General features: G+C 71.1%; 15 protein-coding genes. 8 read left to right on the forward strand and 7 right to left on the reverse strand.

Features of this window, described 5'->3' with window-relative positions:
• Positions 1 to 81 precede the first annotated feature (81 nt).
• Positions 82 to 597 (forward strand): adenylate/guanylate cyclase domain-containing protein, encoded by a 516-nt coding sequence (locus Q1V88_RS18815; protein ID WP_300683364.1) that lies wholly within the window; start codon positions 82 to 84, stop codon positions 595 to 597.
• Here the strand turns inward: Q1V88_RS18815 and Q1V88_RS18820 are convergent.
• Positions 589 to 1,398 carry a glycerophosphodiester phosphodiesterase family protein gene (locus Q1V88_RS18820; protein WP_300683367.1) on the reverse strand — a complete coding sequence of 270 codons (810 nt, stop codon included), beginning with the start codon at positions 1,396 to 1,398 and terminating at the stop codon, positions 589 to 591. The genes Q1V88_RS18815 and Q1V88_RS18820 overlap by 9 nt on opposite strands.
• Positions 1,399 to 1,598: 200 nt before the next feature.
• Here Q1V88_RS18820 and Q1V88_RS18825 point away from each other — a divergent pair, with 200 nt between their 5' ends.
• The 3 genes from Q1V88_RS18825 to Q1V88_RS18835 all read left to right on the forward strand — a co-directional run bounded on the left by Q1V88_RS18825 (position 1,599) and on the right by Q1V88_RS18835 (position 3,676).
• Positions 1,599 to 2,465 (forward strand): DNA-formamidopyrimidine glycosylase family protein, encoded by an 867-nt coding sequence (locus tag Q1V88_RS18825; protein WP_300683370.1) that lies wholly within the window; start codon positions 1,599 to 1,601, stop codon positions 2,463 to 2,465.
• 97 nt (positions 2,466 to 2,562) lie between these two features.
• Entirely contained in the window at positions 2,563 to 3,222 is a 660-nt protein-coding gene (locus Q1V88_RS18830; RefSeq protein ID WP_300683372.1) for a DUF4396 domain-containing protein, read from the forward strand.
• Between the two features lie 121 nt (positions 3,223 to 3,343).
• Entirely contained in the window at positions 3,344 to 3,676 is a 333-nt protein-coding gene (locus tag Q1V88_RS18835) for a rhodanese-like domain-containing protein (protein WP_300683374.1), read from the forward strand.
• A 15-nt stretch (positions 3,677 to 3,691) separates the two neighbouring features.
• Here Q1V88_RS18835 and aat read toward each other — a convergent pair whose 3' ends face one another.
• Positions 3,692 to 4,393, reverse strand: a complete 702-nt coding sequence (gene aat / locus Q1V88_RS18840) for a leucyl/phenylalanyl-tRNA--protein transferase (RefSeq protein ID WP_300683377.1) — start codon at positions 4,391 to 4,393, stop codon at positions 3,692 to 3,694.
• An 87-nt stretch (positions 4,394 to 4,480) separates the two neighbouring features.
• Between aat and Q1V88_RS18845 the strand changes: the two genes are divergently transcribed.
• On the forward strand, positions 4,481 to 5,173 hold the full coding sequence (locus Q1V88_RS18845) for an EcsC family protein (RefSeq protein ID WP_300683378.1): 693 nt from the start codon (positions 4,481 to 4,483) through the stop codon (positions 5,171 to 5,173).
• Here the strand turns inward: Q1V88_RS18845 and Q1V88_RS18850 are convergent.
• Positions 5,134 to 6,333, reverse strand: a complete 1,200-nt coding sequence (locus Q1V88_RS18850; protein WP_300683381.1) for a hypothetical protein — start codon at positions 6,331 to 6,333, stop codon at positions 5,134 to 5,136. The two genes, Q1V88_RS18845 and Q1V88_RS18850, sit on opposite strands and share 40 nt — an antisense overlap.
• A gap of 127 nt (positions 6,334 to 6,460) precedes the next feature.
• Between Q1V88_RS18850 and Q1V88_RS18855 the strand changes: the two genes are divergently transcribed.
• A complete protein-coding gene (locus Q1V88_RS18855; protein ID WP_300683384.1) occupies positions 6,461 to 7,390 on the forward strand; it encodes a glycosyltransferase family A protein in 930 nt (309 codons plus the stop codon).
• 16 nt (positions 7,391 to 7,406) lie between these two features.
• On the opposite strand, the gene Q1V88_RS18860 is transcribed toward Q1V88_RS18855, so the two are convergent.
• From Q1V88_RS18860 to Q1V88_RS18870, 3 genes are all read right to left on the reverse strand, one after another.
• Positions 7,407 to 7,862 carry a hypothetical protein gene (locus Q1V88_RS18860; protein ID WP_300683386.1) on the reverse strand — a complete coding sequence of 152 codons (456 nt, stop codon included), beginning with the start codon at positions 7,860 to 7,862 and terminating at the stop codon, positions 7,407 to 7,409.
• Positions 7,859 to 8,518, reverse strand: a complete 660-nt coding sequence (locus tag Q1V88_RS18865; protein ID WP_300683388.1) for a hypothetical protein — start codon at positions 8,516 to 8,518, stop codon at positions 7,859 to 7,861. Before Q1V88_RS18865 ends, Q1V88_RS18860 begins: the two co-directional genes overlap by 4 nt.
• Before the next feature lie 112 nt (positions 8,519 to 8,630).
• Positions 8,631 to 11,483, reverse strand: a complete 2,853-nt coding sequence (locus tag Q1V88_RS18870; RefSeq protein ID WP_300683389.1) for a DEAD/DEAH box helicase — start codon at positions 11,481 to 11,483, stop codon at positions 8,631 to 8,633.
• A 55-nt stretch (positions 11,484 to 11,538) separates the two neighbouring features.
• Here Q1V88_RS18870 and Q1V88_RS18875 point away from each other — a divergent pair, with 55 nt between their 5' ends.
• A complete protein-coding gene (locus Q1V88_RS18875; protein WP_300683390.1) occupies positions 11,539 to 12,024 on the forward strand; it encodes a glutathione peroxidase in 486 nt (161 codons plus the stop codon).
• A 102-nt stretch (positions 12,025 to 12,126) separates the two neighbouring features.
• Positions 12,127 to 13,713 carry a DHA2 family efflux MFS transporter permease subunit gene (locus Q1V88_RS18880; RefSeq protein WP_300683391.1) on the forward strand — a complete coding sequence of 529 codons (1,587 nt, stop codon included), beginning with the start codon at positions 12,127 to 12,129 and terminating at the stop codon, positions 13,711 to 13,713.
• A gap of 499 nt (positions 13,714 to 14,212) precedes the next feature.
• Here the strand turns inward: Q1V88_RS18880 and Q1V88_RS18885 are convergent, their stop codons facing one another.
• A complete protein-coding gene (locus tag Q1V88_RS18885) occupies positions 14,213 to 16,303 on the reverse strand; it encodes a DEAD/DEAH box helicase (RefSeq protein ID WP_300683392.1) in 2,091 nt (696 codons plus the stop codon).
• Positions 16,304 to 16,355: the final 52 nt, after the last annotated feature.

The following is a 16,355-nucleotide window of genomic DNA, read 5'->3' on the forward strand; positions in this document are numbered from 1 at the left end:
CTCGCCGTCACCGCGATCCCCCGGGTCGAGGCACTCCAGTCCTACGTCTGGCGCCGCCACCTCGCCGGTGCCGCCAGTCGGGTGCTGGAGATCTCCAGCGGCGAGAGCACCACGATGGCGGTCTGCTTCGTCGACATCGTCGGTTACACCGCCCGCTCCCGTGCCTTGAGCGAGGAGGAGCTGGTCGCCTGGGTCGAGGAGTTCGAGGCCACCGCCACCGGCGTGGCGATCGACCACGGCTGTCGGGTGATCAAGACCCTCGGCGACGCGGTCCTGCTGGTCAGCGACGATCCGGTCGCCGCCGCCGAGTCGGCCCTGCACCTGACCCTCAAGGGCGAGGACGAGGACGACCCGTTCCCCCGGGTCCGGGCCGGTCTCGCCGTCGGCCCCGTGGTGGCGCGCCTCGGCGACGTCTTCGGCCCGACGGTGAACCTCGCCTCCCGGCTCACCACCGTGGCGCGCCCGGGTGCTGTCGTGCTGGACGACGAGGCCGCCGAGTCGCTCTCGGGCGGCTACTCGCTGCGCCGGCTGCGGCGTACGTCGGTGAAGGGGTACTCCCGGCTGCAGCCCTGGCTGCTGCGCGAGGTCTCAGTCTGAGAGCAGGCCCCGCTGGTCGAGCCAGGTGAACATCTGGGCCGGCTTGTCGGTGATCACTGCCTTCACCCCGGCGGCCAGACACAGGTCGAGGGCCTCCTCGGTGTTGACCGTCCAGACGTGCAGGTCGTGGCCCGCCTTCGTGATCTTGCGCGCCAGCTTCGGATGCTTGGTCAGGGTGGCGATCCCGGGACCCACCACCCAGTTCGGGCCGATCGCGCTCTGCAGCAGCGTCCAGTTCCGCTGATGGTCGATCAGCTGGACCAGCCGCAGCTCCGGGGTCAGCCGCTCCATCCGCTGCAGCGCGGTGAAGCTGAAGCTCATGATCCGCACCGGTGCACCGGCCTTGTCCCAGCCGAACTCGGCCAGCATCTCGGCCAGGGTGCGCTCGACCAGCCCGCCGTAGCGGGTCGGGTGCTTGGTCTCGATCGCCAGCTCGACCCGGCGCCCGGTGCGTGCGGTGTAGTCCCGCACCGTCTCCAGCAGCGTCCGCAGCGTCAGCACCCGGTCCAGCGCCTCGTCGCGCATCGGAGCCTCGTCGTCGAGGTCGGTCCACGGGTTCTTCCAGGACGCGAAGTCGAGCTCGGCCAGATCGGCGAGCTCCATCGCCGACACGGTGCCGTGCCTGCCCGTCGTACGGCGGATCTTGCGGTCGTGCACACAGACCAGGTGCCCGTCGGCGGTGAGGCGGACGTCGCACTCGAGGCCCTCGGCCCCGGCGTCGAGCGCTGCCAGATACGCCCCCAGCGTGTGTTCGGCGACCGTGGCGCTGGCGCCGCGATGGGCGACCACCTGGGGTCTCATGACTCCATTGTTGCGCCCCGTTCGTGCGCATGGTCTCGATCCCCCGATTCTCCGCGTTGCGAGCGGCATCCCACGGGTGTGATGGCGAGGCGGAGTGCCGAAGGCGGGACGGCCGTCGAGGTGCGACAACGACGCCAGCGCGCCCGTGGGGTGTCGCGCAGCAGCGGACGAATCGGGGGATCGAGACATAGTCTGGCGGCATGCCGGAACTGCCCGAGGTCGAAGCGCTCGCCCTCGATCTTCGACGTCGCCTCGACGGCCACGCGATCACTGCGATCCATCTGGCGCAGTTCTCGGCGCTGAAGACCTTCGACCCGCCGCTGAGCGCTCTCACCGGGGCCTTCGTCGACGACGTACGTCGCCGCGGGAAGTTCCTCGCCTTCTCGGCCGGCGGGCTCTTCCTGGTCACCCACCTGGCCCGCGCCGGCTGGATCCACTGGCGCGACTCGGTCCCGGCGCTGCCGCCGAAGCCGTCGGCGAAGTCCCCTGTCGCCGCCCGGATGGTGCTCGACGTGGACGGTGAGGCCGAGGCGATGGACCTCACCGAGGCGGGCACCAAGAAGTCGCTGGCGATCTGGGTGGTGCGCGATCCGCTCGAGATCCCCCAGGTGGCCTCACTCGGCCCCGATCCGATGCGGCAGGAGTTCACCGTCGAGGTGCTGGCCGGGATCCTCGCCGAGGCCGGAAGGAAGCAGATCAAGGGCGTGCTGCGCCACCAGGGCACGATCGCCGGGATCGGCAACGCGTACAGCGACGAGATCCTGTGGGAGGCGCGGCTCTCGCCGTACAAGCCGGCCGACCAGATCGACGCCGCCGCGCTCTGGGAGGCCATCCAGACCACCCTGCGCGACGCGGTCGGGCGCTCGGCCGGCCTGGCGGCGAGCGAGCTCAAGAAGGAGAAGAAGTCACACCTCGCGGTGCACGGCCAGACCGGCCAGCCGTGCCCGCGCTGCGGGGACACCGTCCGCGAGGTCTCCTTCGCCGACTCGTCGTTGCAGTACTGCCCGACCTGCCAGACCGGCGGGAAGCCGCTGGCGGACCGGCGGATGTCGAAGCTGCTGCGCTGAGCCGCCGGAACGGGTACCCCTAGGGGGTATAGTCGAGGAGTGCGGCTCGGCGAGGTGACCCCGCCCCGTCAGGTCGCCATCCCCGATCGGAGGACCAATGGACGAGCACACCGAGCACACCAGGCACGAGACGCACGCTGACCACAGCGGGCACGAGATGCACGGGACGCACGGGACGCACGACGACCCCGGCGCCCTCACCTCGATGGCCGTAGCCGCGACACTGCACTGCCTCACCGGCTGCGCGATCGGAGAGATCGCGGGCCTGATCATCGGTACCGCGGCGGGCATCGGCAACGTCGGCACGATCGTGATCTCGACGGCGCTGGCGTTCGTCTTCGGCTTCTCGCTCTCCTCGCTGCCGCTGCTCAAGGCGGGGCTGACGGTGGCGGCGACGCTGTCGGTGGTGGTCGCCGCCGACACCTTGTCGATCGCCACGATGGAGGTGGTCGACAACCTCGTGATGGCGGTCATCCCGGGGGCGATGAACGCAGGCCTGGTGAATCCGACGTTCTGGATCAGCATGGCGATCTCGCTCGCCGTCGCGTTCGTCGCGGCCTTCCCGGTCAACCGGATCCTGCTGGCCCGGGGCCAGGGCCACGCCCTGACCCACCGCTACCACGGCATGGAGGGCGCCGCGGACGGCTTCCGAGCGCGGATCCCGTCGTTCTCCACCACCGCCCTGGTCGCGGTGCTGCTCGCGTTCATGCTGGGCGGCCTGGTGGTCTCGATCGCCGACCACCTGAGCACGACCTAGGACGCCGCGAGGCCCCGCGCCGCCGATCGGTGTAGTGCCACCGTCACCTGGTGACGGTGGCACTACACCGATCACGGGGTCACCACGCCAACGGCGTACGCCTAGGAAATAGACTGACCCCGTGAGCATCCCCACCATCACGATCGACCAGCTGCCCAACCCGCTGCCCGAGGGCCTGGCCGTCCTCGACGTGCGCGAGGAGATGGAGTGGGTCAACGGCCACATCGAGGGTGCGACCCACATCCCGCTGTCCACCGTCCCGGTCCGCACCGCCGACCTGCCCGACGGGCAGATCCTGGTGGTCTGCAAGGTCGGCGGGCGCAGCGCGCAGGCGACGATGTGGCTGGCGGCCAACGGCTACGAGGTGGTCAACCTCGACGGCGGGATGCTGGACTGGGCCGCTGCCGGGCGGCCGATGGTGAGCGAGAACGGCGGCACCCCGCAGGTCGTCTGACCCGCAGGACCGACCTCAGGGCCAGGCCGGGGCCGGCAGCTCCAGCGCCCGGCCGAGCCGACGCAGGTAGTCACGACGCGGCACCTCGATCACGCCCAGCGTGGCGAGGTGGTCGGTCTGCCACTGCACGTCCAGCAGCCGTCCCGTGACGCCGTCGGCGGTGAGCAGGTCGACCAGACCGATCAGGGCGACCTTGGAGGCGTCGCGCTCCCGGTGGAACATCGACTCCCCCGCGAACAGACCCCCGATCGAGACGCCGTAGAGCCCGCCGGCCAGTCGACCGTCGAGCGTCCAGGCCTCGATCGAGTGCGCCCAGCCGAGCCGGTGCAGGTCGCCGTACGCGCGCTGGATCGAGCGGTCGATCCAGCCGCCGTCGCGACCGGGGTCCGCGCAGGCGAGCACCACCTCGTCGAAGGCGGTGTCGACCCGGATCTCGAAGTGCTTGGCGGACTTGCGCAGCGAGCGCGGCACCCGCAGCCCGCCCTCGCCGGTGCCCTCCAGCCCGGCCGGAGCCAGCGGCAGGATGCCGCGGTGCACCGGGGAGAACCAGTGCACCGGGTCGCCGGGCAGCTCGCCCGGCATCGGGAAGAGCCCGCGCCGGTACGCCGCCACCAGCGTGCCCGGGGCCAGGTCGGCGCCGATCGCGACCAGGTCGTCGAGCCTGTCGTCGTCAGGGCTCACGAAGTCCCAGGAGGACGGCTCAGGCTCGACAGGCACCCTCAGAACGTACCCGCCGACCGGCCGGGGCCGCGCGTTGCCTGCGCGTCGCCACCCGGGCCTGGGACCCTCGCCTAGGGTGAAGAGGTGAAGAGCACCACGAAGAAGGCCGTCGCCGCTGTCAGCACGTCGCTGGCTCCCAAGATGATCGAGCTCGCTCCCGGGCTGACCAGCTCCTTCATCGGACAGGCTCTCCACCGGGCCATCGTCGGCATCGGGCCGCTGCCCGGCGCCGCCAAGACCGCGGAGAAGGAGCTCGCCAAGCACGGCAGCGTGGAGAAGGCGGTCAAGGCGCTGATCCGCAAGCACGTCGCCTACGCGGGCACCGAGGGCTTCGCGACCAACATCGGCGGCCTGGTCACCGCGGTGGTCACCGTCCCGGCCAACATCACCGGCCTGGCCGTGGTGCAGTGCCGGATGATCGCGGCGATCGCGCACCTGCGCGGCTACGACCTGGACGACCCGCGGGTCCGGGACGCGATCCTGATGATCATGCTGGGCGAGTCCACGGTCGACTCCAAGGTCGCCAAGCGGAAGCTGCCGAGCACCCCGATGGCGATCGCGACCGCCCCGGTGCACGACCCGTCGCTGGACACCCTGATCTCGGCGGAGGTCGCCGGGGAGATGCTCACCCGGGTGGCCGGCAAGCGGCTGGCCACGACGGTCGCCAAGCGCACCCCGGTCGTCGGCGGCGTGGTCGGCGGCTCGGTGGACGGCTGGGAGACGTACCAGGTCGGGCGCTACGCGCGCCGCGAGCTGCTGCCGCGCAAGCGCCGGTAGGTCTCCAGGGCCCGCTTGCCCGCGCCGGAGGACTCCAGCCGGCTCCGGGCGGCGTTGCGCAGCCCGGCGATCTGACGCAGCTCCTCGACCTCGGTCCGCAGTGCGTCGACGTCGCTCACCAGGGCCTCACGCTCACGCATCAGCCGTCCTGCCTCGGCGAGCAGGGCCACGGTGGCGTCGGTCCCGATCGAGGCGATCCGCTCCGGGTCGGGCTGGTCGGGGTCGGTGAACTCGGTGGGCCGCTCGCCGCGCAGCTCGTCGAGGTCGCCGGTCACCCGGTAGCCGCGCGCCGCGATCTCCTCGACCCACTGCGAGGCCACCTGCTCCACCCAGTCGCACGCGGCCGGAGGGACGGTGATCCGGCGCTTGGACCGGCGCGGTCCCAGGGTCCGGTGGGCCAGCACCTCCATCACCAGCCAGCGGTACTCGTCCTTGGACAGGAACTCCGGCACCACCTCGTTGAGCCCCCGTACGAACGTGGTGGCGTTGGCGCCCAGGGACTCGTTCGACCGTTCGGCGGTCACCTCGATCGGCAGATCGGTGAGGCCGAAGACCTCGGACAGCCGCTGCCACACCACACTGCGGTCGGTGCCACGCGGCGGCACCGTCACCAGGTGCACCCGATCCGCCGGCAGTACGCCGTCCCCGGCACCCCACCGGGCCAGGATCGCGGGCAGGTCCTGGACGCCCCAGAACAGCTCCGCGCTGCGCCCCTCGCGGGCGGTGATCGCGGCGATGAAGTCGGCGTAGGACTCGGTGCCGAAGTGCTTGACGGTCTCCTGCCACTCCGCAGGGATCTGGCGGAACAGGTCGCGCACGGTCAGCACCAGGTGGACCTCGGCCTCACCGAAGGAGGCCAGTGCCCGGGCCGCCTGCTCGGCGGTGGCGCCGGCCAGGATCTCGTTGCTGAGGATCACCGTGCCGGGCGTGGCCCGGACCTCGGCGGCCAGCGCGTCCCACTCGCCGACGACCTCGTTCTCCAGGCCGCCCCACTCCCGGCGCAGCAGGTCGAGGGCGGCTCGGAACTGGGAGTCGAAGTGCTCCCCCGGGTAGCCGATCCCGTGCGTAGCCAGCAGGTCACGGTGCCGGAACAGCACGTCCTGGAAGAAGGTGGTCGCCGTCTTCGGCGTCCCGACATGGAGCAGCACCCGTGAGGCCATGACCCTCAGGGTAGAGCCCGGACCTGAGTCCCCTCCTGTGAGCCAGGTTGACGGCGGTCGTCGGGATCAGCGCGTGATCAGCCCGTGAACAGCAATGTCCCCGTTTGGGGACATTAGGATCGCGCTCATGGCTTCCGTCGGGATCATCATCCGCACCAAGGACCGCCCCCAATTCCTGGAGCGGGCACTGCGGAGCATCACCGCCCAGACGTACGCCGACTGGGAGGCGTTCATCGTCAACGACGGTGGCCGTCCCGCCGACGTCGTGGCACTGGTCGACGCGCTGTCCCCCACCGACCGGGCGAAGTTCACGATCATCGACCACCCCACCTCCCTGGGTCGCTGGCCCAGCGCCAACGCCGGGGTGAGGGCGGGCGAGACGACGTACCTCGTCCTGCACGACGACGACGACACCTGGGCGCCCACCTTCCTGGAGACCTCGGTGGCCTACCTGGAGGCGCACCCGCTGGCGCCCGGCGTGGTGAGCAAGTGCGAGATCGTCTGGGAGGAGCGCCGCGAGCGTCCCGACGGCACCTCCGAGCTGGTCGAGACGGGCCGCGAGGTCTTCCAGGAGAGCCTGCCCGACCCGCTGCTCGGCCCGACCCTGCTGTTCAACCGGTTCGTGCCGATCGGCTTCCTGTACCGCCGTGCGCTGCACGACGAGATCGGGCTCTACAACGAGTCGCTCGAGGTCGTCGGCGACTGGGACTTCAACCTCAAGATCATGTCCCGCTGGGCGCTGACCTGGCTCGACGGGGAGCCGCTGGCCTTCTGGCACCAGCGTCCCGCGGCCGCCGGCGCCGACGGCAACTCGGTGATCGGCTCGGTCAACGCGCACGAGAAGTACGACGCCCTGGTCCGCGACGCCGCCCTGCGGCAGTACGTCGGCGAGCACGGGCTCGGCCTGGTGCTGTACCTGACCAAGTTCATCGATCAGCGTTTCGTCGACGTCGAGAACGGGCTGCGCCGCGACATCCTCTCGGGGCAGTCGGGCGTCGCGACGGCGTACCGGCTCAAGGAGAAGGCGCTCAACGCGCTGCCCTGGCGTCGCCGCTAGGACGCGACCACTCGGCTCAGTCCGCGGGGCGGAAGCGGTCGGCGACCCGACGTACGGCCCGCCGGGCGCGGGCCGGCAGGCGCTGCTCGTCCGAACGGCGGCCGGCCGCCTCGGCGACGGCCGCCACCAGCATCGCGTTGGTCAGCCGCATCACCCGGCGTGGACGCGGCAGGTCGGGGTCGATCCACTCCCCGGTGCGGGGCCGTGCCCGCAGATCGTCGAGGTCACCGACGACGTGGATCCCGGCCGCGGTGACCCAGTCGATCCAGACCTGCGCGAGGTCGGCGATCCACCCGTCCAGATCCGGCGGCACCACGATCGGCAGCGGACGGCCCCGCTCCCCGCGGGCGGCCTGGCCGGCCAGCATCTGCGGCACCAGCCGGTGGTAGACGATGTCACGATGCTCCTCGGTGCTCACCCCGGCCCGGATCAGGCCCGCGTTGAGCTTGCGCAGCGCCTGGGCCTCGATCACGCCCAGGGACTGGTTGGCCTCCTCGCCTCCACCGGCGCCCAGGCCGGGTCGATCCCGATCGCCTCGCAGAACCGCGGCCACAGCGCCGCCCGGTTCCCCGACGGCACGGTGACCAGGTGGACCCGCTCGGGTGGCAGCGCCGCACTCCACTGCGCCAGTGCCCGCGGCAGGTGCTGAGCGCGCCAGAACCAGCGCCGGGAGGTCATCGGGTCCTGGTCGACGATCCGCTCCAGGTGCCGCCGAAACGGGCGGGCGTTGTAGGTCTTGAGCCCTTCCTGCCAGTCCGCGGCGAGCAGCCGGCCCGGCTCCCGGGTGGTGAAGACGACGTGCACCTCCAGACCGTCCAGGTCGGCCAGCGCCCGCTCGATCTGGTCCGGGGTGGCGACGGCGAAGACCTCGTGGCTGACCACGACGGTGCCCCGGGCGGCGCGGATCCGGCGTACCAGCGCCCTCCACTCGCCGTGGGCCTTCTCGTGGAAGCCGGGCCACTTGATCGCGGTCAGGTCCACGGCGGCGAGGAACATCGTGGGCCGCAGACCGACCGGGTACTTCACGCCGTGCTGAGCCAGCGACGCCCGGTTGCGCAGCAGCCGGTCCTGGAGGTACGTCGTCCCGGTCTTGGGAGCACCGACATGGAGATAGACCTTCTGTGCCACGTGCTCCATCCTTGCCCCGGCACCTGTGCAACTCCTCAACAGTGAGCCAACACCGGCTGTCAACGAGACCGACGCCACGTCAGCGCCATGTCAGCGCCATGTCAGCACCCGGTCAGCGCCAGGTGCGCGACGGCCCTCCGGCCCGCTCCCGGTCCAGGGTGACCAGCGAGCGCAGCTCCTCGTTGCTCAGCTCGGTCAGGGCCGCGTCGCCGTTGCCCAGGACCGCCTCAGCCAGGGCGCGCTTGTGCTCCAGCAGCAGCGCGATCCGCTCCTCCAGGGTGCCGCGCATGATCAGGCGGTGCACCTGAACCGGCTTGGTCTGCCCGATCCGCCAGGCCCGGTCCGAGGCCTGGTCCTCGACCGCGGGATTCCACCAGCGGTCCACGTGCACGACGTGGTCGGCGGCGGTGAGGTTGAGGCCGGTGCCGCCGGCCTGCAGCGAGAGCAGGAAGACCGGCACCTCCCCCGCCTGGAACCGCTCCACCATCGCCTCGCGGGCCGCTACCGGGGTGCCGCCGTGCAGGAACTGGTGGCTGATCCCGGTCGCCTCCCAGTGCGCTTCGAGGAGCCTCGCCATCGCGACGTACTGGGTGAAGACGAGGACGGCGCCTCCCTCGGCCACCGCCGTCTCGATCACCTCGTCGAGGAGATCGAGCTTCTGGCTCCGCCCCGAGACCTTGCCCTGAGTCTGTTTGAGGAACTGCGCGGGGTGGTTGCAGATCTGCTTGAGGCCGGTGAGCATCATCAGGATCAGGCCGCGGCGCAGCGGGTCGTCGCCGGGCAGCCGCTCGATCCGCTCCATCGTGTCGCGCACGTACGCCTCGTAGAGCACCGTCTGCTCCTTGGTCAGGCTGAGCACGTGATCGGTCTCGGTCTTGGGCGGCAGCTCGGGGGCGATCCCCGGGTCGGTCTTGCGCCGGCGCAGCAGGAACGGCGCGATCAGGTCGGCGAACTGACGCGCCGCCACCTGGACACCGGCCTCGATCGGCGCCGCCCAGGCCTTGCGGAACGCCTTGCGCGAGCCGAGCAGGCCCGGCACGCACCAGTCCAGGATCGCCCACAGCTCCGAGAGGTCGTTCTCCACCGGCGTGCCGGTCAGGGCCACCCGGGCCGTCGCCGGGATCAGCCGGATGGCGCGAGCCGTGGAGGAGGCCGGGTTCTTCAGGTGCTGGGCCTCATCGGCCACCACCAGGTCCCAGCCCTGGGTGGCGAGCAGCCGGGCGTCGCGCCGCATCGTGCCGTACGTCGTCAGCACGACGCTGCCCGCCGCGGGCGGCTCGACCACGCTCGGGTCGGCCAGATCGCGGTCGGGACCGTGGAAGCGCGTGACCGCGACGTCGGGGGCGAAGCGGCGCAGCTCGGCCTCCCAGTTGCCCATCAGACTGGTCGGGCAGACCACCAGGGTCCGCATCGGGGTGCCCGCCTGCGCGGCCAGCGCCGCCCGGTGCAGGTGCACCGAGATCAGGGTGATCGTCTTGCCCAGCCCCATGTCGTCGGCCAGACAGCCGCCGAGACCGAGCGCGGTCAGGTCGGCGAGCCAGCTCAGCCCCTGGCGCTGATAGTCGCGCAGCGTGGCGCTCAGGGCCGGCGGGACCGGGGTCGGCTCGCCCTGGCCGACCGAGGCGACGATGTCGCGCAGCCGCTCCAGGCTGGCTCCCACGATGACCGGCGTGGCCGACGTCTCGGCGGCGTCCAGGTCGACGATCCGGGCCGAGCCGGCCAGCGCGATCCCGATCGCCTCGGCCGGGGTGGCGGCACGCAGGATCCGTTTGCGGGCCTTGCGGGCGATCGAGGGATCGACGATCGTCCACGAGCCGCGCAGCTTGAGGATCGGGCTCGCCGCGTTGGCCAGCTCGTCCATCTCCTCCTCGCTCAGCGCCTCCTCGCCCAGCGCCAGCTCCCAGCGGAACGCGAACAGGTCCTCCATCGCGAACAGTCCGGTCTTGAGCGCCTCCTCGCGGGTGACCCGCTCCTCGCCCTCGCCCAGCTGACGATCGGCGGTGTCGAGCACCGTGCGGGCGGTCAGCTCCCGGCCCAGCGAGCGCGGCCACATCACGTCCACGCCGATCGCCTTGAGGGCCGCGACCCCCTCGCCCAGCAGGGAGCCGACGTCGTCGCTCTCCAGGATCAGCTCGGTCGGCGAGGCCTGGCGACGCATCCGCTCCAGCGGCGGCCACGCCCGAGCCGCCTCGCCCAGCCGCAGCGCCATGTCCGCGGTGGTGCGCGGTCCGAAGCCGTGCAGCCGCGGGTCGTCGCGCCACAGCACCCAGCCGTCGGCGAGGTGGAGCGGGTTGGCGGCGTCGTGGACCTGGAGGACGAGCCGCACCACGCCCTCGACCAGCGACTCCTCGTCGGCCTCCACCCGCAGCGAGATCGCGATCCGCTCCGGGGCACCCGGCGCGTCGTCGGGGAGGATCCGACCGCGTAGCCGGTCCGCGATCGAGCCGCCGCCGTCGGCCAGCCGGGCCGCCTTCCCGGCACGCTCCCGCATCCGGCGCGAGGCCGCCGAGGCACCCCGTCCGGGGCCGGTGGCACGTCCGGCACCGGCTGCCCGGGCGCTGGTGGTGCCCGAGTGCATCGCGTCGACCGTCGCCGCGATCATCGACCAGGCGATCGCCTCGGCTGCCTCACGGTCCGTGTCGGCGTACGTCCGGAACTCGGCGAGCAGGCGGAGACGCTCCATGTCGGCGCCCTGCACGACCGGGGCCCAGACGATCTCCTCGGCGACCGTCGCCTCCTCGAACTTCCCCTCCGCGATCAGCTTCATCGCGAACAGCGCGGCAGCGCCGAGCAGGCCGACCGAGGGGTGCACCGCCTCGTTGGCCATCGCCTTGGTCAGCACCGGGATCGCCGAGACGATCGGCAGCGGCACCGAGCGGCGCTCGTCGCTGAAGGTGACCTGGCCGTCCCGCGGTCGGTCCGCGACGCTCAGCGTCGCCGGGCCGGTCAACGGGAGGAAGCTCACCGGTAGAACCTAACGTTCGACACCGACAATCCCGGCCCCCGCGTAGGCTCGGACCATGAGCATCCTCGACGCCTCGATCGCCACGCTGGACGGTACGCCGACCACGCTCGGCACCCTCACCGGCGGTCGCCCCGCCCTCCTGGTCAACGTCGCCTCCAAGTGCGGTCTCACCCCGCAGTACGAAGGCCTGGAGCGGATCGCCGAGGCCAACCCCGGCCTCGCCGTGATCGGCTTCCCGTGCAACCAGTTCATGGGCCAGGAGCCGGGGTCGCCCGAGGAGATCCAGGAGTTCTGCTCCACGACGTACGGCGTCACCTTCCCGCTGACGGAGAAGATCGAGGTCAACGGCGAGGGCCGGCACCCGATCTACACCGAGCTCACCCAGACCGCCGAGGAGGCCAGCGGCGAGGCCGGCGACATCACGTGGAACTTCGAGAAGTTCCTGATCTCCGGTGACGGCGCCGTGGTGAAGCGGTTCGGCCCGCGCACCGACCCGGAGGCCGCCGAGGTCCTCGACGCGATCGCCAGCGTTCAGGGCTGATCCCCCACCGTGACGAGCGCCCGTTGTGACCTCGGTTACAACAGGCGCTCAGTCATTCCTCCCTGAGTTGGGATAGTTGCCACAGGCAACTACGGTGGGCCGGTGACTGAAGATCTAGCACAGGCACAGCAGCCTGAGGCGCCAACGGGCGCACCCCACTCGGACAAGCTCGACGCACGCGTCCTGATCATCGCTGGCGTGGTCGTCGTCGGCTCCATCATGTCGATCCTCGACATCACCGTCGTCTCGGTGGCACTGACCACCTTCCAGTCGACCTTCCACGCCAGCGCCGCCCAGGTGGCCTGGACCATGACCGGCTACACGCTGGCCCTTGCCGCCGTCATCCCCGCCACCGGCTGGGCCGCCGAACGGTTCGGCACGAAGCGGCTCTACCTCGCCGCGATCGTCTTCTTCGCCGTCGGATCGGCGATGTGTGCGACCGCCTCCAACCTCGAGATGCTCGTGCTCTGGCGCGTCGTCCAGGGCTTCGGCGGCGGCATGCTGATGCCGATCGGCATGACCATCCTCACCCGAGCCGCCGGTCCGGACCGGGTCGGTCGCGTGATGGCCGTCCTCGGCATCCCGATGCTGCTCGGCCCGATCTGTGGCCCCATCCTCGGCGGCCTGCTGATCGACAAGGCCAGCTGGCACTGGATCTTCCTGATCAACGTCCCGATCGGTATCGCGGCGTTCATCTACGCCCTGCTCGCCCTGCCCCAGGACAAGCCGCAGGCCACCGAGCGGTTCGACCTCCTCGGCATGGTGCTGCTCTCCCCCGGCCTCGCGCTGCTGCTGTACGGCGTCTCCTCCGTCCCCGAGGAGGGCACCTTCTGGGCCGCCAAGGTCATGATCACCGCCATCGCCGGTGTCGTGCTGATCGTCGCGTTCGTCTTCTGGGCACTGTCCAAGCGGAACCCGGAGCCGCTGGTCGACCTGCGCCTGTTCAAGAACAAGGACCTCACCGTCTCCGTCGTCACGATGGCGCTGTTCTGCATGGCGTTCTTCGGCTGCAGCCTGCTGATCCCGCTCTACTTCCAGCAGGTCCGTGGCGAGACCGCCCTGGCCGCCGGTGTGCTGCTGATCCCCCAGGGCATCGGTGCGATGGTGACCATGCCGATCGCCGGTGTCCTGGCCGACAAGATCGGCCCCGGCAAGATCGTGATGAGCGGCATCGTGCTGATCGTGATCAGCTTCGCGATGTGGGCACCGCTGGACGGTCACACCAGCTACCCGTACCTGCTGGGCGCGCTCTTCGTCCAGGGCCTGGGCATGGGTATGACGATGATGCCGACGTTCTCCGCCGGTCTGGCCACGCTGCGTGACCACACCATCGCGCGCGGCTCGACGCTGATGAACATCAACCAGCAGGTCGCCGGCTCGATCGGCACCGCCGTCTTCACGGTGCTGCTCACCAACGGCCTGACCGGCAACAGCACCCTGAAGCTGGCCTCGGCCGTCGACCAGGCCGGCAACGACCAGAGCCTGCTCGCCAGCGTGCTGCAGAAGTTCGGGGTCAGCGCCGACAAGCTGCCCTCGCTGCTCGCCGGTGCCCCCGACGAGATGGGCGGCGTCTTCGGCAACGTCTTCATCGTTGCCGCCGTGCTCGCTGCCTGCTGCCTGATCCCCGCCTTCTTCCTCCCGCGTCACGCGGCGGAGAAGACGGGCGACCAGCCGGTGATGATGCACTGATCCTGCTCGTCAGGACGCACCCGTACGACGCCCCGCCCGGTTCTCCGGGCGGGGCGTCGTCCTTCCCCGACTTCCGGGTTCACCACCGCCGAGATCCGGGTTCACCACCGTCGAGATCCGGGTTCACCACCGCCCAGATCCGGGTTCACCACCGCCCAGATCCGGGTTCACCACCGCCCAGATCCGGGTTCACCACCGTCGAGATCCGGGTTCACCACCTTCGAGTTCCGGGTTTGCCACCAGCAGGTCCGTTCGTGCGTGCTCGGGCCGCAACACGCCGAGAGCCTCGGCGTGTCCCCTGGATCGGGCACTAGAACGGGATCGGCCTGCGGCCCGACGTACGACCGTGTGAGCAACCCGGAAGTGGGCGGTGGCGAACCCGGAACTCGCGCGTGGCGAACCCGGATCTGGGCGGTGGTGAACCCGGATCTCGACGGTGCTGAACCCGGATCTGGGCGTGGCGAACCTGGATCTCGACGGTGGTGAAGCCGGAAGTCGGCTAGGCGGAGACTGCCAGGGCCAGCGGGCTGACCTCGCCTGCCCCGGCCTCGGCCAGGGCCTTGGCCGCGAGGGTGAGGGTCCAGCCGGTGACGACCAGGTCGTCGACGAGCAGGACCCGGGCGCCGGGCGGGACCTCGGCGGACAGGGTGCTGCGGCGGCCGACGGCGGCGACGCGTTGGGCGGAGTTCATCGCACCCTGGCCCGGCTCGACCGACGGGTCGGCGAGGGCGAAGGTCCCCAGGATCGGCACCCGCAGGTAGCGCGAGAGACCCTGGGCCAGGTCGGCGACGAGCTGGCGGTGCCGGATCGACTCGACGTACACGATCCCGTCGACGCCCGGGCGCCACTCGCCCAGCACCTCGATCACGGCCCGCACTAGCGGGACCGGCACCGGGCCGTCGGGGGTCGACTCGGCGAAGAGCTCCCGCAGGGCGGTGCCGTAGCCGAGGTCGGTGAGCCGGGCCAGCGCGCGGCCCTCGGACGGCGGGGTGGGGAGCTTGCCCTTGAGCGCGATCCCGAGCCGGTCCAGGCCGGTGGGCCACATCTTCTTCGGCTCGATCACGACGCCGGGGCGGCTCAGCCGCTCGTCGGCGGCCTCCAGCGCCTCGTCGGAGACCCGGGCCTCCAGCACCAGACCGCCGCAGTTGTCGCACCGACCACAGTGGTCGGCACCCGGCAGCGCGAGGTCGGGGTCGTCGAGCTGGTCACGCAGGTAGTGCATCCGGCAGTCCGACGTGGCGATGTAGTCGAGCATCGCGCGCTGCTCCCGCGCCCGTGACTCCGCCACTCGGGCATAGCGCTCGGCGTCGTAGGCCCACGGCTGACCGGTCGCGACCCAGCCCCCTTGGACCCGCTGCACCGCACCGTCGACGTCGAGCACCTTGAGCATGGTCTCCAGGCGGGTGCGGTTGAGCTCGACGTACGTCTCCAGTGCCTGCGTGCTCAGCGGTCGGCCCGCCTGGGTGAGCGCCTCCAAGGTCTGGCGGACGAGCTCCTCGCGGGGGAAGGCGAGGGAGGCGAAGTACGCCCAGATGTCGCGGTCCTCGACACCGGGCAGCAGGACCACCGAGGCCGGACCGGTGATGCCGCGGCCGGCACGACCGATCTGCTGGTAGTACGACACCGGCGAGGACGGCGCCCCGAGGTTGACCACGAAGCCGAGCGGCGCGTCGAACCCCATCCCGAGCGCGCTGGTCGCGATCAGCGCCTTGACCTGCCCGGTGGCCAGCGCCTCTTCCAGCGCCTGGCGTTCAGCCGTCTCCGTCCTCCCCGAGTACGCCGCCACATGATGGCCCCGCGACCGGAGATAGTCAGCCACCTCCTGGGTCGCGGCCACGGTGAGGCAGTAGACGATGCCGGAGCCCGGCTGCTCGGCGAGGTGGTCGGCGAGCCAGGCCAGCCGCTGCGGCATCGTGGGGAACCGCACCACGCCGAGCCGCAGCGTGTCGCGGTCGAGCGAGCCGCGCAGCACCAGGACGTCGCGGCCCAGCTGCTCGGCGACGTCGGCGGTGACGCGGGCGTTGGCCGTGGCGGTGGTGGCGAGCACCGGGATCCCGGTCGGCAGGTCGTCCAGCAGGGTGCGGATCCGGCGGTAGTCGGGTCGGAAGTCGTGGCCCCAGTCCGAGATGCAGTGCGCCTCATCGACCACCAGCAGGCCGCACTCGGCCGCGAGTCGGGGCAGCACCGCATCGCGGAAGCCGGGGTTGTTGAGCCGCTCGGGGCTGACCAGGAGCACGTCGATCTCGCCGTGGTGGATGGCGGCCTCGGTGGCCGACCAGTCCTCGATGTTGGTCGAGTTGATCGTCGCAGCCCGGATGCCCGCCCGCTCGGCGGCGGCGATCTGGTTGCGCATCAGGGCCAGCAGCGGACTGACGATCACCGTCGGTCCGGCCCCTGCCTCGCGCAGCAGCAAGGTCGCCACGAAGTAGACCGCCGACTTGCCCCAGCCCGTCTTCTCCACGACCAGGGCGCGCCGCTTGTCCTCGACCAGCGCCGCGATCGCCGTCCACTGGTCCTCCCGCAACGTGGCGTCGGGCCGCCCGACGAGGGCGGCCAGGTGCTGCTCGGCGCGTTCACGAAGCGAGGTCATGTCACAGGTCTATCAGCCGCCACCGACACCCGGTGAACTTGGGGAAAGTAAC

This window comes from Nocardioides sp., from assembly GCF_030150155.1.
GTDB lineage: Bacteria > Actinomycetota > Actinomycetes > Propionibacteriales > Nocardioidaceae > Nocardioides.

Coding starts and splice junctions, on each gene's coding strand:
- Q1V88_RS18820 (WP_300683367.1), bottom strand. CDS start 1,398: ATGAGACCCCAGGTGGTCGCCCATCGCGGCGCCAGCGCCACGGTCGCC.
- Q1V88_RS18825 (WP_300683370.1), top strand. CDS start 1,599: ATGCCGGAACTGCCCGAGGTCGAAGCGCTCGCCCTCGATCTTCGACGT.
- Q1V88_RS18855 (WP_300683384.1), top strand. CDS start 6,461: ATGGCTTCCGTCGGGATCATCATCCGCACCAAGGACCGCCCCCAATTC.
- Q1V88_RS18885 (WP_300683392.1), bottom strand. CDS start 16,303: ATGACCTCGCTTCGTGAACGCGCCGAGCAGCACCTGGCCGCCCTCGTC.
- Q1V88_RS18875 (WP_300683390.1), top strand. CDS start 11,539: ATGAGCATCCTCGACGCCTCGATCGCCACGCTGGACGGTACGCCGACC.
- Q1V88_RS18850 (WP_300683381.1), bottom strand. CDS start 6,333: ATGGCCTCACGGGTGCTGCTCCATGTCGGGACGCCGAAGACGGCGACC.
- Q1V88_RS18830 (WP_300683372.1), top strand. CDS start 2,563: ATGGACGAGCACACCGAGCACACCAGGCACGAGACGCACGCTGACCAC.